This is a genomic window from Xylophilus sp. ASV27, from assembly GCF_016428875.1.
Lineage (GTDB): Bacteria > Pseudomonadota > Gammaproteobacteria > Burkholderiales > Burkholderiaceae_C > Xylophilus.
Genome location: NZ_JAELTO010000026.1, coordinates 1 through 26253, shown reverse-complemented (window position 1 = coordinate 26253; position 26253 = coordinate 1). Strand labels below are relative to the sequence as shown.

Here is a 26253-nt window from a genome sequence, read left to right as displayed (position 1 = left end):
CGGCGAGGTGCCTAAGACCGGCTTTTCACGAACCGTCGTGTGTCATCTGTTTTCTGAATCACCACGACAAGCCAAGGCCCCCCATTCATCGCCTTGAGAAATCGCACCAGTTTGCGATTCACCAAATAAGCCATGGCCGGATTCAAGCGTCGAGCCTCCCAAGCGAAACGCTTTCCGATCTCAGCCGGTTCCGTGGGAAAAGCGGCATCGTTCAACATGTCGCTGGCGAGCTTCAGTGCATCATCTGCAGGATCCCACGCCATCCAGAAGCGGTCGAATGTGACGAAGAGTTCATCCTCGGGATAGACCGGCTTGCGCGGACTGGCAACAACCAGTCCGCTCATCTCGTGAATGGCATCCGCAACATCCTCTTCAGACAAACCAGTCTGCGTTACCAACTCTTCAATCGAGCACATTGGATCGAATTTGCGGGCGTGTTTGGTCGACTCGACGAACACCTTGGCTACCGCTGTCGCGGCTGCCGAATATCCAGTGGAGGCACGTTCAACCTCCTGCACAGAGACAGGGGCTTTCCCAAGCAGTGGCTTCTTCAGCACACCATGAATGTCATTGATCAGTTGCCCAATGTCATAGCCAGGATCTTCCACAGAGGGCGACAATGTACCCCGCAACAGTGGTGGCAGTTGCTCCGCTGGAAGTCGATGGCGAAGCGGAATGAACTTGACTTGCTGTTGGAGCTTGAGCATGAGCCCTGCATCCATCTCTTGATTTACCCAGGGCTTGGTCAAAGACACAGGCGTGAGCAGCACAACGAAATGCGTGCAATCGCTCAGTCCTGCGTCAATCTTCTGCCTCAGGCTATCACCGGCCGACATGCACCACTCGGCCCACCAAGTGTCGATGCCATTGGCCTGCAGCGCATTGGCAATCTTCTCCGCTGCCACTCTGTCTTCCCATGCGTAGCTAAGGAAGACTTTCGGCGCCGGACTTCCATCCGTGTTGGCATCGCCTCCCGCATCTTCGGCACCAAGCCCGGTCTTCTGCTTAACCAACGCCAGTAAATCTGGAGATCCTTCGATGCGAAGTTTCATGTCACTCAATGATGTTCCAGAAACGACGATCGTCGGAAATTCTCCCGTCTCCGGGTGGCGGATCGAGCCAATTCTCCCGCGCAGCTGTTCTGCAGCCGCGTCCATTGCGGCCTTCATGATTGCGTCCTCGAAGTTTCGAGGATTGAATGGCTTTCCGTTGAATTCCAACTTGATCATGGTCAATGACTAGTTTTGAGTTATCACGGACGAGCACTAGTCTCTGACTTAATTAGCAGCGACATGATCCACGCCGAAGTTAGACGGGAACCGGCTGAACGAAGACTGGTGGCCTGATTCTGTCGCGTATTTCCTGGTACACCGGAATGCCGGAGCCGACCGCGACCTCCAGGGAAACGCAAACCGCAAAACGCACTTTTCCAACCAGTTCACCGGCGTCTGCAGAGCAGTTCACTTTGCACTCGAACCTGTTCCCATCGACGAAGGCGACTGCGTCATCGCCTTCAAGAATCTCGTGCTGCACCGAACCGCGCAGCGCCGCCTTGTCATGCACGCTATTGGCTCTCTTGATCCGAAGTTGATCCTGCGGCGGCGTCATCCAGAGCTTGGCGCGGCGGTACCCTTGATGCGCACAATTGATGGGTGCCATCCAGGCCAGCGTGACTGTCAAACGGCGCCAGGCGATCTTGCCGGCCAATGTCGGGGGCAGTGGCGCCGAAAACACAAACGCTTCATCCGCACCCAACTCGCCCACACCGAGCAGCGTGGCGCGCTCGGAGGCACAGGTGATTGCGCGCTCGACGTCTACTGGGCCATATCCAAGCCAACGAGTGACCAGGTCCTTCTGCGCTGCGTGCTTTGCCGCTCCAACAATTGCTTCGATTTCAGGGTGCTCCGCCAGGAGTTGCGCCGGCCAATCGCCCCACTGTGCGCCGTGAACTAACAGTGCCTTGAGTAGCACGGCGTCATAGATCGGATCAGGCGCACCATCCCCGTCGGCACGCAGCAGTTCGACCATGTCGTAGGCTTGCGCTGCAGCACGGCTGGCAAGCGCAGCGGCGTTGCTTGTGCCTCGGGTATATGCGGTCGCAGCCAGCGTTTCCCCCGGCAGCGGCGGCACCGCCACACGATGGCCTGGCGCCACCCCTGCCGTTACCACGTCCAGTACGCTGACGGCTGGATCAGGCTGCATCCTTGCGCGATAAAGAACGCGACCGCCCGGCATCAGGATGTCGGGCTTGATCGCACGTCTGAAACCATGCCCGATACGCGACAAAGGGCTGAGCCCGCCGGCAGCAAAGAGGTCGTATCGCCCCGGCACGACAGGCGCATTGGCCTGGTCGGCGTGCAAGGCACCGACAGTCAATACATTGAGTGCCTCCGCTGGAGCGAGGAGGCGCCGCTCGACGTGTTCAGTGGTCATCGCCGTGAATGCCAATGCTGACCGTTGTGCCGGCGTCAAGCCATCCAGCGTGTGGCTCGGCGTGTTCAGGCTGAGTGTGCGCATGTCATTGCCCGCGCTCACGATGAACAGAATGGAGTATCTGAATGCCAGCCAATCCAGAAGGCGCGCCCACGGCGACATCTGACGATCAAACAGACGCGCTTCGTCTCCGATCGACAGATTGATGACACGCACCGTCGGCGCGGCCGCAGGCTCCTGCCCTTCCCCTTCGCAGATTCGCTTGACCGCACGGTGGACCAAGTCGATCAGCAAAACATCGTCAGGCGTATGTTCGCGCCGGCGGGTGTTGAAGTTGTCATTGGGATCGGGGCGCAGCACGGGACGAACATACAAGCGGCGGCGCGACGGCTCATCCCCACTATCGAGTTCTCCGTGCAAGATCAGCGAAGCCATGGCGGTGCCGTGAACCCTGTCCTTGGCCGCGTAGCCGCCTTCCCAGCCATCGGGATCGTCCACTAGCAAACGGCCCTGGAGCTGGGCATGGTTTTGCAACGGCAGGCCATCGAGCAACGCAACGATGGGTGGTCGATCCGACGACCCGGCGGCGGTGGCTTGCGGCTGCACGTCGGCCTCGTTCACGCCGTCCGTGATTGATTGCGCCTTCGGCCGGAAAAACATGATGCGGTCAGACAGCACCAGTTCGGGTGTCTGTCCGGCCAGCACGCCAGCAACGGCCTGTGCAGGCAACTCCACCAGAAACCCGTGGTAGGCGATCTCGCCAATGAGTGCACTGCGAAGGACCTGCCCGCCAAGTCCTTGGACAAGGGCCTCAATGTCTTCACGGGCCTTCGTGTTCTTCTGCTGTGAGACAAAGTGCCATGCCTCAATCTCGAACCGGATGGCCTGCAGACCATCGTCGATACAGTTCTGCCAATACTGGCGAACGTCGGTATCGATGCGGTCAGCGACGCTCCAGTGACGGATGTTGCGCAACTGCCCGAACAGATTGCGGAACTTGTTCAGTCCACGATCGAATTGCGCAGCGGGATCGTTCTGGTAGCGGTTCCAAAGTGCCAACAATTGGGTGAGTGCCTCCTGGTTGCTGGCCAGCAAGAACAGACGACCCTGCAACGCCTTGTCGGCCTTACCCTGGATAAAGAAATCTTCATCGGGCGCAATCTGATCCTCGGCCCATTCAACAAGCCATTCCAGTCCAGGTACCTTGACGACCGCTTTGGCAAAGTCTTCAACGGTGCCAGCCACCTCAAGAACCAGAATCAGTTCAGGGTTCTCCATCGGTGCTGTCTGCTGCAGCTTCAGGCGCTGGGCTTCGAAGGCTTGCTGCAGCACCGTCAGTTGCGGTGCGATGCGGGCGCGTTGACGTGCGATATCCGGAATGCGGACAGAGCCTCCGCCTCCTCCCAGCGAGTTTCGATCAGCAAGTGTAGGTTCGGGGAAAAATAGAAGAGGGAAATTTCCTGTTGCCATCCGTTGACCGTCTCCCGTCGTTTTGTCTTATTGGCCGATGGTGAATCGAGCCTGCCACTGTTTGAGCCTTTCAGCCACGATACGCTTCAGATTCGCGTCGGGGAGCGACAGCACATAGCGCCGCTGAACGTCCTCGCAAAACTGCTCAAGGTCCGAAAAGCTGGTGGCTTGAATCTTGGTGGCCAGCGTCTTCGGTGAGAAGCCCAGCGGCCCCTCCAGGCGGGCCTGGAATCGCGTGAACCACTCCTCTTTCTGTGCGAGCGTCGGCGCAGGAAGCGAAAGGCGCAACTGAAACCGGCGCCAAACAGCACGGTCCAACAGTTCGGCATGGTTGGTCGCAGTCACGACCACGACATGACTGGGCAGAGCATCGATCTGTAGCAGCAGCGAGCTGACAACGCGCTTGATCTCACCGGTTTCATGCACGTCGCCACGTTCTTTGCCAAGCGTGTCGAACTCGTCAAAAAACAGCACGCACTGATGTGTGCGAACGAAGTCGAACAACTTCTTCAGACGGCCGCTGGTCTCGCCCAAAAAGCTGCCGATGACGGCCTCATAGCGCACGACAAACAGAGGGACCAACAACTGCGCAGCGATGGCTTCGGCAAGCGAAGTCTTGCCGTTGCCCGGCGGACCGGACAGCAGGACTCGGTTCCTGGGTTCGAGTCCATAAGAGCGAAGGATGTCCTTGCGATGCTGCTCTTCAACCAACTCACGGCATGCGGCCAGCGATGTGGCGTCCAGGAACAACGCATCGAGCGCGCGACGCGGCTCGATCTCATACAGCAAGCCGCCGTGGCCGCCATCAAAGGAGCGAACCACTTCTGCTGAACGCGTCCGCCCATTGGCTCGCAGGTTTTCTTCGAGCTTGTCCGCGAGCTGATGATGATGCTTGGCGCGCTCTTCCGCCGCCATCGCCTCCACCGTGGTTCGAAGCAACTGCTGATCACCCTGGCTCCCCGCCTTGACGAGACTGACTATGAGGTCTGCTCGTGACATATCTTCCCCTCTCGCAACATCAAATCCATGTGTGCTTCCAACATCTTCTCAGCCCGCAACTCGGATCGATCCACTGCCAGCCTTGCGGCCAGGTTTGACGATGATCTCGACCTGCTGGTTCAACGCGAGCAGAGCTTGCATCAAACGCTCCAGTGAAATGCCGCGGAGCTTGTAGTTCCGAATCGCCGACACCTTTGGTTGAGGCATGCCCAAAAGCTGTGACGCGGCGCTCTGACTCAGCCCGTTCGCATCGAGCAACTCGTTGAGCTTGCACGCCAACGTAGCCTTTGCTGAACCGTCATGCATCACGTCAGGTGCAACGCGCCCGGTTGAGACTTGACGGGCCGCTTCGACGTCCCGCAGCATCGAACCGGCCACGACCTTCCGGTGCGTGCCCACCACATCTTGGCTTTCCTTTGCTTGCAGATGACGGCTCATTGATATCGCGGCTTTCGTGGCAGTACGGCAATCAGAAGAGTATATCCATATAGGTATCAAACGCACTCACCTGACCACATGCCGCAATGGATCGGCGGCGCGTCGGTTGCCCACCAAATGCCCCGCCCCCGGCACCTGGGCATCCGTGAACAACCCATGCGTTCCACGTGCGCCCATCAGCACTCGATACCGACGCTAGCCGCGTTGGGCATCTATCCGGAACGCTGGCTTACGCCCTTCTGGGTTTGCTTGGGACACCTTAAGACGCATCCTTTCGACGTTGCTCAAAAGGAACTGCATGCTCTTCTACCAGTCTCTGCCCAAGCCAAATCCATCCAAGGCACCGCCTGCGTTCTATCGGTTGCGCGACGTGCTGCGCATTACCGCACTTAGCCGTTCAACCGTTTACCGGCGCATTGCGGAAGGTCGCTTTCCAGAGCCTGTCCGCTTGGGAGGCAGAGCCTCTGCTTGGCCGAGCGCTGCGCTTCAGGCCTGGATCGACGATCCGGAGGGCTACCGTAGGGCTATGCCGCAACCATGAATCCCTCTTCGCTGCCGACACTTGCGACGGGGCTGCCGCCCGTCCATGACTGCGGCGGCATGGCACCCGAACGTCGCATGTCATTCGCCGACGCGACAACTTTGCCAGCAGCCAGATCGTCCAGTAGATCAGCCCACAGTTGAATCATTCGACAGCGCTGGTCGAAATGCGTGGTGCGGTCATAGCTGCCGCCCAACTCCTCATCGGATACATGGGCGAGATGCCGCTCGATGACCTCCCGATCCCATCCCAGCAGTTCCCGGATCAGCGTACGCGCCGTGGCTCTGAAACCGTGCCCTGTGATCTGCTCCTTGGTGTCGTAGCCAAGCGTGCGTAGCGCGCTGTTGACCGTGTTGTCGCTCATGTAGCGCGTCTTTTCCGAGCGCTTCGCCATGCTTCGGAAGATCGGCCCTGTAGGCCCCGTCAGCGGAAGGATGTCGCGCAGGATCTCAACGGCCTGCGTCGGCAGCGGTACAAGGTGCGCGGGCGTGCGGAGATCGCGTTTCTTCCATTCACGCAGCTTCATCTTCTCGGGCGGGCAACGCCACAGCGCCTCATCAAGGTCAACGTCTTCCCAATGGGCCAGCCGCAGCTGACCAGGCCGTTGGAAGAGTAGTGGCGACAGCTGCAAGGCCGCGCGCGTGATGACATTGCCTTTGTAGGCGCGGATGTCACGCAACAACTGCCCAAGTTTTTGCGGATCGGTTATGGCAGCGTAGTGCCGGGCTCTCGGCGCCGGCAGACCGCCAGTGCGATTACTCACGAAATTCCGGGTCGGCTCCAGTGTCCCCACATCGACCGAGTACTGGTAGACATGCTGTACGGCCTCGCGCACGCGTTGCGCCGTCTCCAGGTGACCACGCTCCTTGATACGGTGCAGGCAACGTACGATTTCCGTGGGCGCGATGGTGTCCATGGCCAGAGCACCGATCCAAGGAAAGATGTGCAGCTCCAGATGGCGCATCACCTTCTCGGCGTAGCTGGCCGACCACTCGCGATCCTTGTGCGCCTGGGCGTGCCAAGCGCGGGCGGTCAGTTCAAACGTGTTGAGGCGAGCCACGCGGCCACGTTCCTCTTCCACGCGTCGTGCCTCCCTGGGATCGACGCCATCGGCGCGCTTCTCTGCCTCTGCACGTGACTTCTTGCGTGCGGCCGCAAGCGTCACCACCGGGTAGTGCCCGAGGCTCAGCTTGGCTTCTTTGCCGAGTTGCTTGTAGCGATAGACCCACACTTTGCCGGTCGGACGCACGCGAAGGTAAAGACCCTCGCCATCCGCCAGCAAATATTCCTTGTCACGCGGCGCTGCCGCCTTGATCTGAAGCTCGTTGAGTTGACCCATGGTGTACCCAAAAATGACTGCGGTTGAAAAGCAGTCTGGGGTACACCGTTGGGTACACGCAAGAACGGGACGTTATGGGATTCAGAGATACCGCTTGAGCCGCCCTTTCGGGCTAAGTCCTTGATTTGCAAGGACTTCTGAGCTGACTTGGGATCTACTGAGAAAGAAAGATGGTGGCCTGGGGCGGAATCGAACCACCGACACGCGGATTTTCAATCCGCTGCTCTACCAACTGAGCTACCGGGCCTAAGCCTGCAATTATAGCACGAACTTTGCAGCGTTCTGCCCCCCGGATCAACCCGCCGAACGTCTGCTGCGGGACAGGTCCACGCCCAATTGACGCAGCTTGCGGTACAGGTGTGTACGTTCCAGGCCGGTCTTTTCGGCCACGCGCGTCATGGAGCCGCCCTCCTGCGCCAGGTGGAACTCGAAATACGCCTTCTCGAAACCGTCGCGGGCCTCGCGCAGAGGGCGATCCAGGTCGAAGGTCTGGCGGTTGCGTGCGACGGATTCCAGTGCCTGGGCGCCGTCGGCGGCGATGGCGTTGGCGGCGGGCATCGCCTGGACCACGACTGGTGAAGGTGCGGCCGGCGCGGCTGCGGCGGCCTTGCGGCTCTCGCCGCGCGACAGGCCCTGCTCTACCGCCTTGAGCAGCTTCTGCAGAGTGATGGGCTTCTCGAGGAAGGCGTGCGCGCCGATGCGCGTGGCCTCGACGGCGGTGTCGATGGTGGCGTGCCCGCTCATCATGATGACCGGCATGGAGAGGGTGCCCGCAGCGGCCCACTCCTTCAGCAGGGAGACGCCGTCGGTGTCGGGCATCCAGATGTCCAGCAGCACCAGGTCGTAGGCACCGCGGGTGCGGGCCGCGCGTGCCTGCGCCGCGTTCTCGGCGAGTTCGACGGTGTGGCCTTCGTCGTTGAGGATTTCCGAGAGCAAATCGCGGATGCCCAGCTCGTCGTCGACCACCAAGATGTTTGCCATAGCGGAATGCGCGTGGACCGTGCCAGCGATGCTTCGTAAGTAAACGCCCGCCAGCCGGCTAGCCGGCGGCAGACGAGGCGAGGGGCAATGATAGCGACACTTGCGCCCCCAAGGTCTCGCCATTTTCCACACGATTGGCGATGTCGATGCGTGCGCCGTGCTCGTCGGCAATCTTGCGCACCACGGCCAGACCGAGTCCGGTGCCTTTGGACTTGGTGGTGACGTAAGGCTCGAAGGCGCGCTTGAGGATGCTCTCGGCGAAACCGGTACCTCCGTCGATGACGGTCAGCCGCACGCGGCCCGAGGCCTCGCTGTACCGGGTGCGGATCAGGACCGGCGGCACCGGATCGCGCCGAGCGGCCTCGGTTGCGTCTTGGGCGTTCTGCACCAGGTTGTGCACGATCTGCCGCAATTGCTGGGCGTCGCCGCGTACCGGCGGGCAGCGTGGATCGAATTCGCCCCGCACCGCAACGCTGCCGGCATGCTCGTGCTCATAAAGGTGCAGCACGTCGGCCACCAGCGCATTGAGGTCCACGGGATTGAGTTCGGCCGCGGGCAGGCGCGCATAGTCGCGGAACTCGTTGACCAGGCGCTTCATGGCGTCGACCTGCTCGACGATGGTCCGCACCGATTTGTCCAGCAGCGCCTGCTCCGGGGCGGCGAGCTTGCCGTCGAGCTTCATCTGCAAGCGCTCGGCCGAGAGCTGGATCGGCGTGAGCGGGTTCTTGATCTCGTGCGCAAGGCGGCGGGCCACCTCGCCCCAGGCCCGGGCGCGCTGAGCAGAGACGATTTCAGAGATGTCGTCGAACACCAGCAGGCGCGCGGCACCCGGCAGTTCGGCACCGCGCGCGACGACGGTGGTCACGTCCTGCTGCGGGCCGGAGGCTCCCGCGTGCAGCTCGAACGAATGTTGCCAGTGGTCCACGCCATGTTGTTCCCGTTCGCTCAGGAAGGCGTCGAACTGCGCCTGCACGCCGCGGCCGAACTCTTCCAGGCCTGCGATGTCGGCCAGCCGCTGCCCCTCCGACGCCGCCAGCGGGGCACGCAACACCCGGGTGGCCCCGGGGTTGGACGACATGATGCGGCCGTTGCCGTCGAGGACGATGACGCCGGCCGTCAGATTGTCGAGGATGGTCTGCAGATTGGCGCGCGCGGTGCTGACCTGCAGCATGCTCTTGTCGACAGCGGAGCGCGCATCGGCCAGTTGCTGCGTCATGTCGGCAAAGGCGCGGGTCAGGCCGCCGAGTTCGTCCCTGCCCTGCAGCACCGCCTTCGGGCTCAGGTCGCCGGCGGCGACCTCGCGCACGCCTTCGGCCAGCACCAGCAGCGGCCGCGCGAGCTGGTTGCCGAGCAGGATGGCCAGCAGCACCGCGCCGAAGACCGCCAGGAACAGGCTCAGGGTCAGCGTGCCGATGTACATGCGCCGCAGGCCCTCGCGGGCCAACGCGCGCTCCTGGTATTCGCGATAGGCCTCCTGCACCGCTATGGCATTGGCAACCAGGGCGGGCGGCAGCGGCTGCGTGGCCTGCAGATAGCGGGTATCGGTGGCCAGTTCCATGCCGCTGCCGGACACCAGCACCATGGCGCGCACCCGGGCGCGCGAGACGTCGGCGTTGGGCGAAAGATCGTCCAGGCCTTCGATCTGGGCCACGGCGCGCTGGCTGCGCGCGTTGCGCAGCAGCTGGGTGCTGGGCCGCTCGGGATTGAGCTGGAAGCGCGACTGGCCGGCACTGGCGATCAGGTGTCCCTGCGCGTTCCACAGCACCACGTCGCTGGCGCCGAGCTGGTCGCGGATGCGCTCCAGCGCCAGGCCCGCCGCGGCGTCCGGCAGGCTGGCAATCTGCGCACCGGCCGCGCGCGTCTTCGAGGCCAGGTCATTGGCCAGGGCGTCCAGCGTGGTGCGGCCCAGGCTCAGGCCCGCGTCCAGGGCGCCCTCGACCTTGACGTCGAACCAGCTTTCGATGGAGCGCGAGACGAACTGGTAGGACACGGTGTAGATCAGCATGCCCGGCAGAAAGCCCAGCACGGCGAAGATGATGGCCAGCTTCATCAGGAGCCGGCTGCCGAAGCGCCCGCGCCGCAGGCGCCCGTACAGGCGCACCGCGATCCAGGCGATGACGGCGAGCAGCAGCACCGCGACCACCACGTTCACGCCGAACAGCCGGCCGTAGTTGCGCTCGTACAGCGCGCGGTTGTTGGTGGCCTGGGTGAGCAGGAACATCAGCACCAGTCCGATGGACACCATGGTGGCCGCGCCAATGCCCACGGCCCAGCGAACGGCGCGCGAGCGCAGCAGCGAGTAGCGATCCCGTGGCGCGGTCACCGCACGCCGTCCTGGTCGAGGCGCAGCTTGCGCTCGGCCGACAGGCTCCAGTCGGACTGCCCGATCACGCCCATCTGCAAGGGCCGCGGGAGCTGCGAGGTGTCGAGCCGGAAGCGGAACTCCACGCTGTAGCGGCCACCGCCCTCGACATCGCTCAGATCGGCAATGCGCCATCGCGCAATGCGCCGTATCGAGGCCATGGCGTCGGCCAGTTCGTCGAAATTCTGGCTCAGGGCCACCCCGAGGCCCGCGTTGCCGATGGGGCTGGGCGACACGATGAGCCGCCAGCGCCGCGTCAAGGGCTGGTAGGCCAGCCGTATGTAGCGCTCCGCGTGGGCCATGCGCTCGTCGCGCCAGTACCAGCGATCGCGCATGACATGGGCCTCGACCACGAAGAACAGCGGAATGCCCCGGTAGAGCGCGTCTTCCACCAATGGCGGCAGCTCGAAGCCCAGCGTGGCCGACAGGTACAGGCCGTCTTCGTCACGCTCCAGCCGCAATTGCGGAACGTCCACGCCGTGCGCATCGGCCGGCGCCATCGAGGAGAAAAATCCGCACAGCGCCAGCAGCATCGCGCACAGCAGGCGCGCAGGCCAGACACGCACGTCAGGAGGCGCGCTTTTGCAGCAGAGCGTAGAAGAAGCCGTCGTGGTCACACGGAAGATTGTCCGGGACACGATGCAGCTGCGCCCCATTGCGGGGCAGCAAATGGCCGGGAGATGGCAGCAAAACCGCATCCCTGTTGTGTGCAAGAAACGCTTCTATCTGATGCTCGCCCTCCGCCCGGAACACCGAACAGGTGCAATACAGCAAACGCCCGCCAGCGGCCAGCAGCCGCCAGAGCGTGGTCAGCAGGCCGGCCTGGACGATGGCAAGCTGCTCCACGTCACTCTCGCGGCGCAGCCAGCGCACGTCGGGATGGCGGCGCACGATGCCCGAGGCGGTGCAGGGCGCGTCCAGCAGGATGGCATCGAAGGGCTGGCTGCCGCAGTGCCGGGGCCACCATTGCGCCGGCTCCTGCGCATCGGCCACCAGCACCTGGGCCTGCAGGTCCAGACGCTGCAGGTTCTCATGGATGCGTTCGCAGCGCCGGGCATCGATGTCGAGCGCGGTCAGCACCATGGGCGAGTCCACCCCGGCGAACTCCCGCAGGTGAGCCGTCTTGCCTCCGGGCGCGGCGCAGGCGTCGAGCACGCGCAGCGTACGCGACAGGTCCAGACCCCGCAGCAGCAGCGGCGCGGCGAGCTGCGCCCCGGCATCCTGCACCGACACCAGCCCCTGGGCGAAGCCCGGTATCTGCTCCACCGGCAGCGCACGCTGCAGCATCACGCCGCACTCGCCCACGGCCTCCGCTTCCAAATCAATAGCATCAAATGCACGCAGTACCTGGGCTACCGTTGTTTTTTGCCTATTGACCCGCAGCACCATCGGTGCGTGGGAGTTGTTGGTGCGCAGAATGTCCTGCCACTGGCGCGGGTGGTCGCGCTTGAGGCGGTCCACCCACCAGCGCGGATGGTTCCACATGGCCAGCGGCTCCTGGGCCGTGGCAGCCACCAGCGCATCGCGTTCACGCAGGAAGCGCCGCAGGCAGGCATTGATGAAGCCCGACTGCGCTCGCATGCCCGGCGAGCGCTTGGCGGCTTCGACGGCCTGATCCACCAGGGTGAAGGACTCGTAGGGAGCGTCCGACTCGCGCCAGGCCAGGGCCAGCGCAGTACACAGCAAGGCATCGGGCAGCGGCGGCGGGGTGCGCGGCGCCAGTTTGCGGCGCAGGGCCTCGGCCTGGCCGAGCCAGCGCATCACATGGAACACCAGCGCCCGAACGCCGGGGCGCAGTTCATCCGGCACCTGCAGCAGGGCCGCCGTCGCCGACTGGCCGGCACGAATGGCCGCCAGCGTCTGCGCCGCCGACTGAAGCTGTTGCCAGAGTGCAATATCCCCATGGGTGGCGGGGGAGGTCTTGGCGGAGGCAGGGGCGCGCACAGGGTCGCGCTCGGAGGAAGACGTCATAGGGGTCGCGCTGGTATGAAGCGGAAGATCCACGCCAGCAGCACGGCGGGAAATGCGCCGAGGGCTGCGTTGTAGCGTTCCACGGCAAGGTTGAATTGATCGCATGCCAGTTGGACCTGCGTGTCCTGCTGGTCCCAGAGCACATGGATGCCGCCGGCCTGGACGCTGCCGGCAAAGGCCGGCGAGTCCTGCAGCAGGCGGCGCCAGGCCGAGCGCAGCACCTCACGCGCGGCGCTCAGGGCCGCCAGCCCCCCCTGGTCCAGCGGCCGCGCGCGGGTGGCGGCGAGTGAGGCCCCGAGTTGCAGCGCAGCCGCATGCACGCCGGCCCAGAGCGCCTGGGCAGTGGCAGGCACGGCCTGGCCGGCTGCAGCCTCAGCCGCCGAGTGGTCGGCGGTGGGCAGGGGCACGGAAGGCGACTCCGCGAGCGCGATCCAGCGCTGCATCTGCGTGTCGAGCGTGGCGAAGGCCTGCAACACCGCGCCGCGCAGTCGCACCAGCCGGTTGTGCGCCCCCACGGCCCAGGACAGCAGGACTGCCGGAACCATCCACCACCACAGACTTGGAAACATGCGCAGAGTATCGCCAAAAGGTGCCCCCAGAAACAACGAAAACGCCCCAGGCCCGCTGGGGCGGACATGGGGCGTGGTCACAGCCGCGCGGGCTGGACGAGGAACCCGGGCTTATTCGGCCGCTGCGGTTCCTGCGCTGGTTTCGACCGTGTCGGCCGCAGCGCCGTCGCCGGCATGCGCGGCGGCCAACTCGGCCTCCTCGGCCTCGGCGATGGCGCGGCGCTCGGCCTCGTCCATCTGGTCCTTGGCCTTGCGTGCCTGGTGGTAGGCCAGGCCGGTGCCGGCCGGGATCAGGCGGCCGACGATGACGTTCTCCTTCAGGCCACGCAGTTCGTCTCGCTTGCCCATGATGGCCGCCTCGGTCAACACGCGCGTGGTTTCCTGGAAGGAAGCCGCGGAGATGAACGAATCGGTCGACAGCGAGGCCTTGGTGATCCCCAGCAGCAGGTTGCTGTAGGTCGCAGGAATCTTGCCCTCGCCACGCAGCCGGTCGTTGGTGTTGAGCATTTCCGAACGCTCGACCTGCTCGCCGCCGATGTAGCCGGAATCGCCCGGCGCCTCGACCACGACACGGCGCAGCATCTGGCGCACGATCACCTCGATGTGCTTGTCGTTGATCTTCACGCCTTGCAGGCGGTAGACGTCCTGCACTTCGTCGACGATGTAGCGCGACAGCTCCTCGATGCCCAGCAGGCGCAGGATGTCCTGCGGATCGGCCGGGCCGTCCACCACCGATTCGCCCTTGTTCACGACCTGGCCTTCGTGCACCAGGATGTTCTTCTCCTTGGGGATCAGTTCATCCCAGACCTTGCCGTCCGGATCGGTGATCTGCAGCCGCACCTTGCCCTTGGTTTCCTTGCCGAAGGAGACGGTACCGGTCATTTCGGCGAGCATGCCCTTGTCCTTGGGCGAGCGGGCTTCGAACAGCTCGGCCACACGCGGCAGACCGCCGGTGATGTCGCGGGTCTTCTGGCCTTCGACCGGGATGCGGGCCAGCACTTCGCCGGGGCCCACGTCCTGTCCGTCGCGCACCTGGATCAGCGCGCCGACCTGGAAGCCGATCGTCACCGAGTGGTCGGTGCCGGGGATCTTGACCTCCTGGCCCTGCGCGTCGATCAGCTTGACCTGCGGACGCACCACCTTGGCTGCGCCACGGCGCTTCGGATCGATCACGACCAGCGTGGACAGGCCGGTCACTTCGTCGACCTGCTTGGCAACCGTGAGGCCTTCCTCGACGTTCTCGAACTTCACCTGGCCGGCGAATTCCGTGATGATCGGGCGGGTCAGCGGGTCCCAGGTGGCGAGGATGGCGCCGGCCTTGATCTGCTGGTCGGCCTTGACCGCTAGCGTGGCGCCGTACGGCACCTTGTGGCGCTCGCGCTCGCGGCCATGTTCGTCGTGGATGATGATCTCGCCGGAACGGGCGATCACCACCAGGTCGCCCTTGGTGTTGCTCACGTAGCGCATCGTGGCGTTGAAGCCGATGATGCCGTTGGACTTGGCCTCCACGCTCGACGCCACCGCCGCACGCGATGCCGCGCCCCCGATGTGGAAGGTGCGCATGGTGAGCTGCGTGCCGGGCTCGCCGATCGACTGCGCCGCGATCACGCCCACCGCTTCGCCGAGGTTGATCAGGCCGCCGCGGCCCAGGTCGCGGCCATAGCACTTGGCGCAGATGCCGTAGCGGGTCTCGCAGGTCAGCGCGGTGCGGACCTTGACCTCGTCGACGCCAGCCGCCTCCAGCTCCTCGATCAGGTCTTCTTCCAGCAGCGTGCCGGCCGCGGCGAGCACCGAGCGGTTCTCGGGGTGCAGCACGTCGTCGGCCGCGGTACGGCCCAGGATGCGGTCGCGCAGCGATTCGATGACCTCGCCGCCCTCTACGATGGCGCGCATCACGGAACCCTGGTGCGTACCGCAGTCGTCCTCGGTCACCACCAGATCCTGCGTCACGTCCACCAGACGGCGGGTCAGGTAACCCGAGTTGGCCGTCTTCAGGGCCGTGTCGGCCAGGCCCTTGCGGGCGCCGTGGGTGGAGATGAAGTACTCCAGCACGTTCAGGCCTTCGCGGAAGTTCGCGGTAATCGGCGTCTCGATGATGGAGCCGTCAGGCTTGGCCATCAGGCCCCGCATGCCGGCCACCTGGCGGATCTGGGCGGCGGAACCCCGCGCGCCCGAGTCGGCCATCATGTAGATCGAGTTGAACGACTCCTGCTCGACTTCCTTGCCGTGGCGGTCGATGACCTTCTGCTTGGACAGCTTGGCCATCATGACCTTGGACACTTCGTCGCCGGCCTTGCCCCAGATATCCACCACCTTGTTGTAGCGCTCGCCCGCGGTCACGAGACCGGAGGCGTATTGCTGCGCGATTTCCTTCACCTCGTTCTCGGCACGCTCGATGATGCTGGCCTTCTCGGGCGGCACCAGCATGTCGTCGATGGCGATGGAGATGCCCGCCTTGGTCGCCAGGCGGAAGCCGTTTTGCAACAGCTTGTCGGCGAACACCACCGTCTCCTTCAGGCCGCACTTGCGGAAGCTCACGTTGATGAGCTTGGAGATTTCCTTCTTCTTCAGCGCCTTGTTGATGTTCGAGAACGGCAGACCCTTGGGCAGGATCTCGGACAGCAGTGCTCGGCCCGCCGTGGTGTCCACGAGCTTGGTTTCCGGCACGAACTCGCCCGTGGCCTTGTCCTTGGTCCACTCGGTCAGGCGCACGCTGATCTTGGAGGTCAGCTCGACCTCGCCCGCGTCGAACGCGCGCTGTACCTCGCCGGTGTCCGCGAAGACCAGGCCTTCGCCCTTGCCGTTGATGCGGTCGCGGGTCGTGTAGTACAGACCCAGCACCACGTCCTGCGAAGGCACGATCGACGGCTCGCCCGAGGCCGGGAACAGCACGTTGTTGGAGGCCAGCATCAGCGTGCGGGCTTCCATCTGCGCCTCCACCGACAGCGGCACGTGCACTGCCATCTGGTCGCCGTCGAAGTCGGCGTTGAAGGCGGCGCAGACCAGCGGGTGCAGTTGGATGGCCTTGCCTTCGATCAGGATCGGCTCGAAGGCCTGAATGCCTAGGCGGTGCAACGTGGGAGCCCGGTTCAGCATGACCGGATGCTCCTTGATGACCTCTTCCAGGATGTCCCAGACCACCGGCGTGCCCGACTCGACTTCCTTCTTGGCCGCCTTGATCGTCGTCGCGATGCCCATGGCTTCGAGGCGCGAGAAGATGAAGGGCTTGAACAGTTCCAGCGCCATCAGCTTCGGCAGGCCGCACTGGTGCAGCTTGAGCGTCGGGCCCACCGTGATCACCGAACGGCCGGAGTAGTCGACGCGCTTGCCCAGCAGGTTTTGGCGGAAGCGGCCCGACTTGCCCTTGATCATGTCGGCCAGGGACTTGAGGGCGCGCTTGTTGGCGCCGGTCATGGCCTTGCCGCGGCGGCCGTTGTCCAGCAGCGAGTCCACAGCCTCCTGCAGCATCCGCTTTTCGTTGCGCGCGATGATTTCCGGAGCCTTCAGCTCCAGCAGGCGTCGCAGACGGCTATTGCGGTTGATGACGCGGCGGTACAGGTCGTTCAGGTCGGAGGTCGCGAAGCGGCCACCGTCCAGCGGCACCAGCGGACGCAGGTCCGGCGGCAGCACGGGCAGCACTTCGAGCACCATCCACTCGGGCTTGATGCCGGACTTCTTGAAGGCTTCCAGCACTTTCAGGCGCTTGGCGTTCTTCTTGACCTTGACTTCGGAGCCGGTGAGGTCGCCGCGCAGGCGCTCGATCGACTGGTCGATGTCGATGGCTTCCAGCAGGTCCTTGATGCCTTCGGCGCCCATCTTGGCGATGAATTCGTCGCCGTATTCCTTGCGCTTGGCGTCGTAGTCGTCCTCGGACATGATGCTGAACTTCTTCAGCGGCGTCATGCCGGGGTCGGTCACCACGTAGGCTTCGAAGTACAGCACGCGCTCGATGTCGCGCAGCGTCATGTCGAGCACCAGGCCCAGGCGCGAGGGCAGCGACTTCAGGAACCAGATGTGGGCGCAGGGCGCGGCCAGGTCGATGTGGCCCATGCGCTCGCGGCGCACCTTGGTCTGCGTGACTTCGACGCCGCACTTCTCGCAGATCACGCCGCGGTGCTTGAGGCGCTTGTACTTGCCGCACAGGCACTCGTAGTCCTTGATCGGGCCGAAGATCTTGGCGCAGAACAAGCCGTCGCGTTCAGGCTTGAAAGTACGGTAGTTGATGGTCTCCGGCTTCTTGACTTCACCGAAGGACCACGAACGGATCTTCTCGGGCGATGCCATGCCGATCCGGATAGCATCGAAATGCTCATCCGGGGTGAATTGCTTGAACAGGTCGAGTAGCGATTTCATGTGACTCTTTCCCTTTCAACTTAAGAACGTTCCAGTTCGATGTCCAGGCCCAGGGAACGGATTTCCTTGACCAGCACATTGAACGACTCCGGCATGCCGGCCTCGATCGCGTGTTCGCCCTTGACGATGCTTTCGTACACCTTGGTGCGGCCTTGCACGTCGTCGGACTTCACGGTGAGCATTTCCTGCAGCACGTAGGCGGCGCCGTAGGCCTCGAGCGCCCACACTTCCATCTCCCCGAAACGCTGGCCACCGAACTGCGCCTTGCCGCCCAGCGGCTGCTGGGTGACGAGCGAGTAAGGGCCGGTCGAGCGGGCGTGCATCTTGTCGTCCACCAAGTGGTGCAGCTTCAGGAAGTGCATGTAGCCGATGGTGGTCGGACGGTCGAACCGCTCGCCGGTGCGTCCGTCGATCAGGTAGGCCTGGGTGCGCGTGTCGGTCAGGCCCTTGGCCTGGGCGATCTCATCCGGATAGGCCAGCTTGAGCATGGTTCGGATGTCCTCTTCCGAAGCACCATCGAACACCGGCGTGGCGAAGGTCGCACCCTTGGTCAGGTTGCCCGCCATGGTCAGCACCTCGTCGTCGCTGAGCTTGGACAGGTCTTCCGAACGGCCCGAGGTGTTGTAGAGCTGCTCCAGGAACTTGCGCAGTTCGGCCACCTTGGCCTCACGCTGCAGCATGTCGCCGATGCGCTGGCCAATGCCCTTGCCGGCCCAGCCCAGATGCACTTCGAGCACCTGGCCCACGTTCATCCGCGAAGGCACGCCCAGCGGGTTCAGGCAGATATCGCACGGCGTGCCGTCGGCCATGTAGGGCATGTCTTCGACCGGAACGATCTTGGACACCACGCCCTTGTTGCCATGGCGGCCGGCCATCTTGTCGCCAGGCTGCAGGCGGCGCTTGACGGCCAGGTAGACCTTGACCATCTTCAGCACGCCGGCCGGCAGTTCGTCGCCCTGCGTGAGCTTCTTGCGCTTCTCTTCGAACGCGAGGTCGAAGCTGTGGCGCGTCTGCTCCAGCGAGTTCTTGATCGACTCGAGCTGCGAGGCCACTTCGTCTTCCGCCGGGCGGATGTCGAACCAGTGGAACTTCTCGACCGAGGACAGGTAGGACTTGTCCAGCCTGGTGCCCTTGGCCAGCCTGTTGGGGCCGCCGTTGGCCAGCTTGCCGGTGAGGAGCTTCTCGATACGGTCGAAGGCGTCGGCCTCGACGATGCGCAGCTGGTCGTTCAGGTCGAGGCGGAAGCGCTTGAGTTCATCGTCGATGATCTGCTGGGCGCGCTTGTCGCGGGTGATGCCTTCGCGGGTGAACACCTGCACGTCGATCACGGTGCCTTGCGAGCCCTGATCCACGCGCAGCGAGGTGTCCTTCACGTCGGACGCCTTCTCGCCAAAGATGGCGCGCAGCAGCTTTTCTTCCGGCGTCAGCGTGGTCTCGCCCTTGGGCGTGACCTTGCCCACCAGCGTGTCGCCCGGCATGACTTCCGCGCCCACGTAGATGATGCCGGACTCGTCCAGGCGATTGAGCTGCTGCTCCGAGAGGTTCGGGATGTCGCGTGTGATTTCTTCGGCACCGAGCTTGGTGTCGCGCGCCATCACCACCAGTTCCTCGATGTGGATCGAGGTATAGCGGTCTTCAGCCACGACGCGTTCGGAGATCAGGATCGAGTCCTCGAAGTTGTAGCCGTTCCAGGGCATGAACGCGATCAGCATGTTCTGGCCGATGGCGATCTCGCCCAGGTCGGTCGAAGCGCCGTCGGCGATCACGTCACCCTTTTCCAGCTTGTCGCCCTTCTGCACGATGGGACGCTGGTGGATGTTGGTGTTCTGGTTGGAACGCTGGTACTTGATCAGGTTGTAGATGTCCACGCCGACTTCACCAGCAACCGCCTCCGCATCGTTGACGCGGATCACGATGCGGGTGGCATCGACATAGTCCACCACGCCGCCGCGGTTGGCGGTCACGACCGTGCCGGAGTCGACCGCGGCGACGCGCTCGATGCCGGTGCCGACCATGGGCTTCTCGGGACGCAGCACAGGCACGGCCTGGCGCGACATGTTGGCGCCCATCAGCGCGCGGTTCGCGTCATCGTGCTCGAGGAACGGCACCAGCGAGGCCGCCACGGAGACGATCTGCGCGGGCGACACGTCCATGTACTGAATGCGGTCCGCGCCGACCAGCACCGATTCGCCGCTTTCGCGCGCCGACACCAGCTCACCGGTCAGGCGGCCTTCCTTGTCGAGCACGGCGTTGGCCTGCGCGATCACGTACTTGCCTTCCTCGATGGCCGACAGATAGTCGATCTGGTCGGTCACCTTGCCGTCCACCACACGGCGGTAGGGCGTCTCGATGAAGCCGTATTCGTTGAGGCGGGCGTAAAGGGCCAGCGAATTGATCAGGCCGATGTTCGGCCCTTCGGGCGTCTCGATCGGGCAGACGCGGCCATAGTGGGTCACGTGCACGTCGCGCACTTCGAAGCCGGCACGCTCGCGGGTCAAGCCACCTGGGCCCAGGGCCGACACGCGGCGCTTGTGGGTGATTTCGGCCAGCGGGTTGGTCTGGTCCATGAACTGCGAGAGCTGCGACGCACCGAAGAACTCCTTGAGCGCCGCAGAGATCGGCTTGGAGTTGATCAGGTCGTGCGGCATCAGAGGCTCTTGTTCGGCCTGGCCCAGGCGCTCCTTCACGGCCTTCTCGATACGTGCCAGGCCAGTGCGGTACTGGTTCTCGGCCAGTTCGCCGACGCAGCGCACGCGGCGGTTGCCCAGGTGGTCGATGTCATCGACTTCGCCGTTGCCGTTGCGCAGGTCCACGAGGATCTTGACCACGGCCAGAATGTCCTCGTTGGTCAGCACCATCGGGCCGGTGGATTCGTCGCGGCCGATCTTGGCGTTGAACTTCATGCGGCCCACGCGCGACAGGTCGTAGGTGTCCGGGTTGTAGAAAAGGCGCTGGAACAGGGCCTGCACCGCGTCTTCCGTCGGCGGCTCGCCGGGGCGCATCATGCGATAGATGGCCACGCGCGCGGCGAACTCGTCCACCGTTTCGTCGATGCGCAGGGTCTGCGAGATGTACGCGCCCTGGTCGAGCTCGTTCGTGTAGATGACCTGCAGATCCTGCACCCCGGCGCTGCGCAGCTTCTTCAGCAGCACTTCGGTCAGTTCGTCGTTGGCCTTGGCGATGATCTCGCCGGTGTCGCCGTCGACGATGTTCCTCGCCACCACGCGGCCGATCAGGAAGTCTTCCGGCACGCTGACGTGCGTGGTGCCGCTCTGCTCCAGTTCACGGGTATGGCGCGCGGTGACGCGCTTGTCCTTGGCGACGATGACCTTGCCGGACTTGTCGGTGATGTCGAAGCGCGCCACTTCGCCGCGCAGGCGCTCGGGCACGAACTCCATCTGCGCGCCGCTGTCCATCAGGCGGAAGTTGTCGTTGACGAAGAAGTTCGCCAGGATCGATTCCGGATTCAGGCCGATGGCCTTGAGCAGGATCGTGACCGGCATCTTGCGGCGGCGGTCGACGCGGAAGTACAGGATGTCCTTCGGGTCGAACTCGAAGTCGAGCCAGGAGCCGCGATAGGGAATCACGCGCGCGGAGAACAGCAGCTTGCCCGAGCTGTGGGTCTTGCCCTTGTCGTGCTCGAAGAACACGCCCGGCGAACGGTGCAGCTGCGAGACGATCACGCGCTCGGTGCCGTTGATGATGAACGAACCCTTGTCCGTCATGAGCGGCACTTCGCCCATGTAGACCTCTTGCTCCTTCACTTCCTTGACCACCTTCGACTGCGAGGTGGAGGATTCACGGTCATAAATGATCAGCTGCACCTTGGCCCGCACGGCCGAGGCAAAGGTCAGGCCGCGCGTCTGGCACTCGCGCACGTCGAATGCGGGCTTGGCAAGGTTGTACTCAACGAACTTCATCTCCACGAAGCCGTTGTGGGACACGATCGGGAAAGCGGCGTCGAACGCAGCTTGCAAGCCTTCGACGGTGCGCTTGCGGGGGGCAACGTCGGCCTGCAGGAAGGCGGTGTACGCGTCCTTCTGCATCTGCAGCAGGTAGGGAACTTCCAGCACGCTGTCGCGGCTGCCGAAGCTTTTGCGGATGCGCTTGCGTTCGGTGTAAGAATAGGCCATGAGATCTCCGGGCAAAGACATGAGTCCTTCGACGACTGAGGGCTTGCGCCCTCCGGACCTGCTGCGCGGCGCACGCGACAGGCTTGGCGGTTGGCCACTACCAACCATGGCGGACGGCGATGCGTTGCACATCGCCCGAACCAAGGCGTCTTCTGTTGTCGGGGGGTCCAGAAGACACTAGAAAGCTGCATCGATGCAGCTTTCTGGTGCGCTCTGTGCCGCTTCCCTAGAAGCGGCAAAAGGCTGGGGGCCTTGCGGACACCCCAGCCTCGGCACAAGCGTCGAATTACTTGAGTTCGACCTTGGCGCCTGCGTCTTCGAGCTTCTTCTTGGCCGCATCTGCGTCGGCCTTGGAGATGCCTTCCTTGACAGCCTTGGGAGCGCCGTCGACCAGGTCCTTGGCCTCCTTGAGGCCCAGGCCGGTGATTTCGCGCACGGCCTTGATGACGGACACCTTGTTGGCGCCGGCTTCGGTCAGAACCACGTTGAATTCGGTCTTTTCCTCAGCAGCCGGGGCAGCAGCGCCGCCGCCTGTAGCGGGAGCTGCCATGGCGGCTGCGGACACGCCGAACTTCTCTTCGATAGCCTTGACCAGGTCGTTGAGTTCGAGGACCGTCATGCTGTCGAGCGCGGTCAGGAATGCGTCTTTATCGAATGCCATTTTTTGATTTCCTAAAACAAGTTTGGTTCACGCCGCGGCGACTTCGGGCTCGACTGCAGGTGCAGCCTGGCCTTCGCCACGTTTTTCCGCCAGCGCGGCCAGCACACGGGCCGTACGCGAGATCGGGGATTGCATCAAGCCCAGCAGCTGGGCCAGCAGCACTTCCTTGGAAGGGATGTTGGCCAGTTGCTTCACGCCGTTCACGTCCAGGGCCTTGCCACCGAATGCGCCACCGCGAATGACCAGCTTGTCGTTGGTCTTCGCGAAATCGGCCACCACCTTGGCGGCGGCCACAGCGTCTTCGGAGAAGCCGTAGATCAGAGGACCGGTCATCTGGTCCGCCACCACGTCGAATGCGCTGCCGGCGACAGCACGGCGGGCCAGCGTGTTCTTCAGAACACTCAGGCTCACACCCTTGCTGCGCGCTTCGTTGCGCAGTTTCGTCATGTCGGCAACCGTGATGCCACGGTACTCCGCGATCACGAGCGTTTGAGCTTTAGCGGCGAGGCTGGTCACATCACTGATGACCGCTTCTTTCTCACTGCGATTAAGACTCAAGGTCTACTCCTTAAAATGTGCCTTCGGGCTTGCGCCCTCCGGCACGCTCTCGTTGCAGCGACCAACTGTTTCGGGAAAGAACTTCCATCTGCAGCGGGATCGCCATCTGCGCTGGCCGCCTTGGCGATTAAGTGCAGCCTTCCTGCACACCAGCGGTCTTGGATGGCTCGGAGCCAAGGCTTGCGCCTGGCTCCGACCCACCACCGGGCAGCCCTGCGGCCGCCCGAATTTCATGCCATCACGCCGAGATGGTCTGGGTATCGACGCGCACGCCCACACCCATCGTCGAGGACACCGCAACCTTGCGCAGGTAGACGCCCTTGCTGGTGGCGGGCTTGGACTTGTTCAGCGCTTCGATCAGCGCTGCCAGGTTGCCCTGCAGCTTGTCGGAGTCGAACGAGCGGCGGCCGATGGTGCTGTGAACGATACCGGCCTTGTCGACGCGGAACTGCACCTGACCGGCCTTGGCGTTCCTCACGGCCGTGGCAACGTCGGGCGTGACAGTGCCGACCTTGGGGTTGGGCATCAGGCCGCGCGGACCCAGGATCTGGCCCAGGGTACCGACCACGCGCATGGCGTCGGGGGCCGCGATCACGATGTCGAAGGGCATGTCGCCCGCCTTCACCTGGGCGGCCAGGTCGTCCATGCCGACCACGTCGGCACCAGCGGCCTTGGCTTCTTCGGCCTTGGCGCCCTGGGCGAACACGGCGACGCGCTTGGTCTTGCCGGTGCCGTTGGGCAGCACGACGGCGCCACGCACGACCTGGTCGGACTTCTTCGCATCGATGCCGAGCTGCACGGCCACGTCGATGGACTCATCGAACTTGGCGGTAGCAGCCTCCTTGACGATGGCCAGGGCATCGGCCAGAGCGTACAGCTTGGTCGACTCGACCTTGCCCTGCAGGGCCTTTTGCTTCTTGGTGAGCTTGCTCATTTACAGACCCTCCACGTTCACGCCCATGGAACGGGCCGAGCCGGCCAGCGTGCGAACGGCGGCGTCCACGCTCGCGGCGTTCATGTCCTTCATCTTGGTCTTGGCGATCTCTTCGAGCTGTGCGCGCGTGATCTTGCCGACCTTGTCGGTGTGCGGCTTGGCCGAACCCTTGTCGAGCTTGATGGCCTTCTTGATCAGCGTCGTCGCAGGCGGCGTCTTGATGATGAAGGTGAAGCTCTTGTCCGCGAACGCGGTGATGACCACCGGCAGCGGCAGGCCCGGCTCGACACCCTGGGTCTGCGCGTTGAACGCCTTGCAGAACTCCATGATGTTGAGGCCACGTTGACCGAGCGCAGGGCCGATCGGGGGCGACGGATTGGCCTTGCCAGCTGGAACTTGCAGCTTGACAAAACCGACGATTTTCTTCGCCATGGTTTTACTCCTTGCGGGTGATGACGCCAGGTGGATGCTTCAATTGCAAGCACCCGGCTCCCCGGGGTTGAGGGCTCTTGAGAGAACATTCGCGCCGAGCCGGAAAGCGCGAAATACACAAACAGACGGAGGGATCAGGTTTTCTCGACCTGCCCGAATTCCAGTTCCACCGGGGTGGCCCGGCCGAAGATCGTGACCGACACGCGCACACGGCTCTTCTCGTAGTTGACCTCTTCCACCGACCCGTTGAAATCGGTGAACGGGCCTTCCTTGACGCGCACCAGCTCGCCGACCATGAACTCGATCTTGTGGCGGGGCTTGTCCGTGCCTTCCTGCATCTGGCTCACGATCTTCTGGACTTCGTCCTCGGAGATCGGTGCCGGCCGGTTCTTGGCACCGCCCACGAAGCCGGTGACCTTGTTGGTGTGCTTGACCAGGTGCCATGACTCGTCGTCCATAACCATCTCGACGAACACGTAGCCCGGGAAAAGACGCCGCTCGGTGGTCTTGCGCTGGCCGTTCTTCATCTCGACGACTTCTTCGGTCGGCACGAGGATGCGGCCGAACTTGGCTTCCATGCCGGCGCGGTTGATGCGCTCGACGATGTTGCGCTCCACCGCCTTCTCCATGCCGGAGTAGGCATGCACGATATACCAGCGCATATCGGGATTCGAAGACGCAGCGACGAAAGCCTCTTCGCCTGCGGGATTGTCAACGGCGTCCGTCATCATTTCCTCCAGCCCAGAATGAGGTCGTAGAAGACCCATTCGAGCGTCTTGTCGGTCAGCCACAGGAACAAGGCCATGACCAGCACGAACGCGAAGACATAGGCGGTGATCTGGATCGCTTCCTTGCGTGTGGGCCAGACGACCTTCTTGACTTCGCGCACGGCATCACGGCTGAAAGCGATCAGTTGCCGGCCATGTTCGGAGAACAGAAAAACACCGGCAGCCGCCGCCAGGCCCACGAGCAGCGTCGCCCACTGGACGAGCGCACCCTGGCGCGTCAGGAGATAGAAGCCCGCTAGCGCAGCGAGCACGAGCGCGATGGCCAAGCCCAGTTTGGCCTTGTCCGCAGCGGTGCTGACGGTTTCAACTTGCGACGTAGCCATGCAGCCTGAATTCCTCGTGATAGAAAACGCGTCCCTAGAAGACACGGAAGCCCGTCAGGACATGACGGGCTTGGTACGCCACCTCAGGTGGCAGGGGCAGTAGGAATCGAACCTACAACCTTCGGTTTTGGAGACCGACGCTCTGCCAATTGAGCTATACCCCTTCGCAAAACTGTGGGCTGTTACGCCAGGATCTTGGCCACGACGCCGGCGCCGACGGTACGGCCGCCTTCACGGATGGCGAAGCGCAGGCCTTCTTCCATGGCGATGGGGGCGATCAGCTTGACGGTGATCGACACGTTGTCGCCGGGCATGACCATTTCCTTGTCGGCCGGCAGTTCGATGGCGCCGGTGACGTCGGTGGTGCGGAAGTAGAACTGCGGGCGGTAGTTGTTGAAGAAGGGGGTGTGGCGGCCGCCTTCGTCCTTGCTCAGTACGTAGACTTCTGCGGTGAAGTGGGTGTGCGGCTTGATGGAGCCGGGCTTGCACAGCACTTGGCCGCGTTCGACGTCTTCGCGCTTGGTGCCGCGCAGCAGCAGGCCGACGTTGTCACCGGCCTGGCCCTGGTCGAGCAGCTTGCGAAACATTTCGACGCCGGTGCAGGTGGTCTTTTGCGTGTCGCGGATGCCGACGATTTCGATTTCCTCGCCGACCTTGATGACGCCGCGCTCGATACGGCCGGTGACGACGGTGCCGCGGCCGGAGATGGAGAAGACGTCTTCGACGGGCATGAGGAAGGCGCCGTCGATGGCGCGCTCCGGGGTGGGGATGTAGCTGTCGAGGGCGTCGGCGAGCTTCATGATGGCTTCTTCGCCGAGCTTGCCGGTGTCGCCTTCGAGGGCCATCTTGGCCGAGCCGTGGATGATGGGGGTGTCGTCGCCGGGGAATTCGTACTTGTCGAGGAGTTCGCGGACTTCCATTTCGACGAGTTCGAGCAGTTCGGCGTCGTCGACCATGTCGCACTTGTT

20 protein-coding genes and 2 tRNA genes are annotated in these 26253 nt (G+C 63.6%); 1 reads left to right on the top strand and 21 read right to left on the bottom strand.

Features of this window, described 5'->3' with window-relative positions:
- Positions 1–11: 11 nt before the first annotated feature.
- From JHD63_RS07820 to JHD63_RS07805, 4 genes are all read right to left on the bottom strand, one after another.
- Positions 12–1229: a toll/interleukin-1 receptor domain-containing protein gene (locus JHD63_RS07820; protein ID WP_198970187.1), complete on the bottom strand. Its 1218-nt coding sequence runs from the start codon at positions 1227–1229 to the stop codon at positions 12–14.
- 79 nt (positions 1230–1308) lie between these two features.
- Positions 1309–3765 carry a S8 family peptidase gene (locus JHD63_RS07815; RefSeq protein WP_198970186.1) on the bottom strand — a complete coding sequence of 819 codons (2457 nt, stop codon included), beginning with the start codon at positions 3763–3765 and terminating at the stop codon, positions 1309–1311.
- 165 nt (positions 3766–3930) lie between these two features.
- Positions 3931–4902 (bottom strand): AAA family ATPase, encoded by a 972-nt coding sequence (locus JHD63_RS07810; RefSeq protein WP_198970185.1) that lies wholly within the window; start codon positions 4900–4902, stop codon positions 3931–3933.
- Between the two features lie 48 nt (positions 4903–4950).
- Positions 4951–5340: a helix-turn-helix domain-containing protein gene (locus JHD63_RS07805; RefSeq protein WP_370590425.1), complete on the bottom strand. Its 390-nt coding sequence runs from the start codon at positions 5338–5340 to the stop codon at positions 4951–4953.
- Positions 5341–5638: 298 nt separating this feature from the next.
- Between JHD63_RS07805 and JHD63_RS07800 the strand changes: the two genes are divergently transcribed.
- Entirely contained in the window at positions 5639–5881 is a 243-nt protein-coding gene (locus JHD63_RS07800; protein WP_198970184.1) for a helix-turn-helix transcriptional regulator, read from the top strand.
- On the opposite strand, the gene JHD63_RS07795 is transcribed toward JHD63_RS07800, so the two are convergent.
- The 17 genes from JHD63_RS07795 to JHD63_RS07715 form a co-directional block, all read right to left on the bottom strand.
- On the bottom strand, positions 5865–7220 hold the full coding sequence (locus tag JHD63_RS07795; protein WP_198970183.1) for a tyrosine-type recombinase/integrase: 1356 nt from the start codon (positions 7218–7220) through the stop codon (positions 5865–5867). The two genes, JHD63_RS07800 and JHD63_RS07795, sit on opposite strands and share 17 nt — an antisense overlap.
- Positions 7221–7391: 171 nt before the next feature.
- Positions 7392–7467, bottom strand: a tRNA-Phe gene (locus JHD63_RS07790).
- A 47-nt stretch (positions 7468–7514) separates the two neighbouring features.
- Entirely contained in the window at positions 7515–8201 is a 687-nt protein-coding gene (locus JHD63_RS07785; protein ID WP_198970182.1) for a response regulator, read from the bottom strand.
- 58 nt (positions 8202–8259) lie between these two features.
- Positions 8260–10524, bottom strand: coding sequence for a sensor histidine kinase (locus JHD63_RS07780; protein WP_370590424.1), 2265 nt, complete (start codon positions 10522–10524; stop codon positions 8260–8262).
- On the bottom strand, positions 10521–11129 hold the full coding sequence (locus tag JHD63_RS07775; protein ID WP_370590423.1) for a DUF4390 domain-containing protein: 609 nt from the start codon (positions 11127–11129) through the stop codon (positions 10521–10523). Before JHD63_RS07775 ends, JHD63_RS07780 begins: the two co-directional genes overlap by 4 nt.
- Position 11130: 1 nt before the next feature.
- The gene (rsmB, locus tag JHD63_RS07770) at positions 11131–12534 is read right to left on the bottom strand and encodes a 16S rRNA (cytosine(967)-C(5))-methyltransferase RsmB (protein WP_198970180.1); all 1404 of its coding nucleotides are present in this window, start codon (positions 12532–12534) and stop codon (positions 11131–11133) included.
- A complete protein-coding gene (locus tag JHD63_RS07765; RefSeq protein ID WP_198970179.1) occupies positions 12531–13103 on the bottom strand; it encodes a LemA family protein in 573 nt (190 codons plus the stop codon). Before JHD63_RS07765 ends, rsmB begins: the two co-directional genes overlap by 4 nt.
- A 111-nt stretch (positions 13104–13214) precedes the next feature.
- A complete protein-coding gene (gene rpoC, locus JHD63_RS07760; RefSeq protein ID WP_198970178.1) occupies positions 13215–17456 on the bottom strand; it encodes a DNA-directed RNA polymerase subunit beta' in 4242 nt (1413 codons plus the stop codon).
- A 20-nt stretch (positions 17457–17476) separates the two neighbouring features.
- Positions 17477–21589, bottom strand: coding sequence for a DNA-directed RNA polymerase subunit beta (rpoB, locus tag JHD63_RS07755; protein ID WP_198970177.1), 4113 nt, complete (start codon positions 21587–21589; stop codon positions 17477–17479).
- A gap of 286 nt (positions 21590–21875) precedes the next feature.
- Complete coding sequence (rplL, locus tag JHD63_RS07750; RefSeq protein WP_198970176.1) at positions 21876–22250, bottom strand: 50S ribosomal protein L7/L12; 375 nt, start codon at positions 22248–22250, stop codon at positions 21876–21878.
- 27 nt (positions 22251–22277) lie between these two features.
- Positions 22278–22808 carry a 50S ribosomal protein L10 gene (gene rplJ / locus JHD63_RS07745; protein WP_198970175.1) on the bottom strand — a complete coding sequence of 177 codons (531 nt, stop codon included), beginning with the start codon at positions 22806–22808 and terminating at the stop codon, positions 22278–22280.
- A gap of 238 nt (positions 22809–23046) precedes the next feature.
- The gene (gene rplA / locus JHD63_RS07740) at positions 23047–23742 is read right to left on the bottom strand and encodes a 50S ribosomal protein L1 (protein ID WP_198970174.1); all 696 of its coding nucleotides are present in this window, start codon (positions 23740–23742) and stop codon (positions 23047–23049) included.
- Complete coding sequence (rplK, locus tag JHD63_RS07735; protein ID WP_198970173.1) at positions 23743–24174, bottom strand: 50S ribosomal protein L11; 432 nt, start codon at positions 24172–24174, stop codon at positions 23743–23745.
- A 134-nt stretch (positions 24175–24308) separates the two neighbouring features.
- Entirely contained in the window at positions 24309–24902 is a 594-nt protein-coding gene (gene nusG / locus JHD63_RS07730; protein ID WP_198970172.1) for a transcription termination/antitermination protein NusG, read from the bottom strand.
- Positions 24902–25285: a preprotein translocase subunit SecE gene (gene secE, locus JHD63_RS07725; protein WP_198970171.1), complete on the bottom strand. Its 384-nt coding sequence runs from the start codon at positions 25283–25285 to the stop codon at positions 24902–24904. Before secE ends, nusG begins: the two co-directional genes overlap by 1 nt.
- A gap of 88 nt (positions 25286–25373) precedes the next feature.
- Positions 25374–25449: transfer RNA gene (locus tag JHD63_RS07720), tRNA-Trp, on the bottom strand.
- A gap of 18 nt (positions 25450–25467) precedes the next feature.
- Positions 25468–26253, bottom strand: a 786-nt coding sequence (locus JHD63_RS07715) for an elongation factor Tu (RefSeq protein ID WP_198970170.1), incomplete at its 5' end; no start/stop codon positions are given.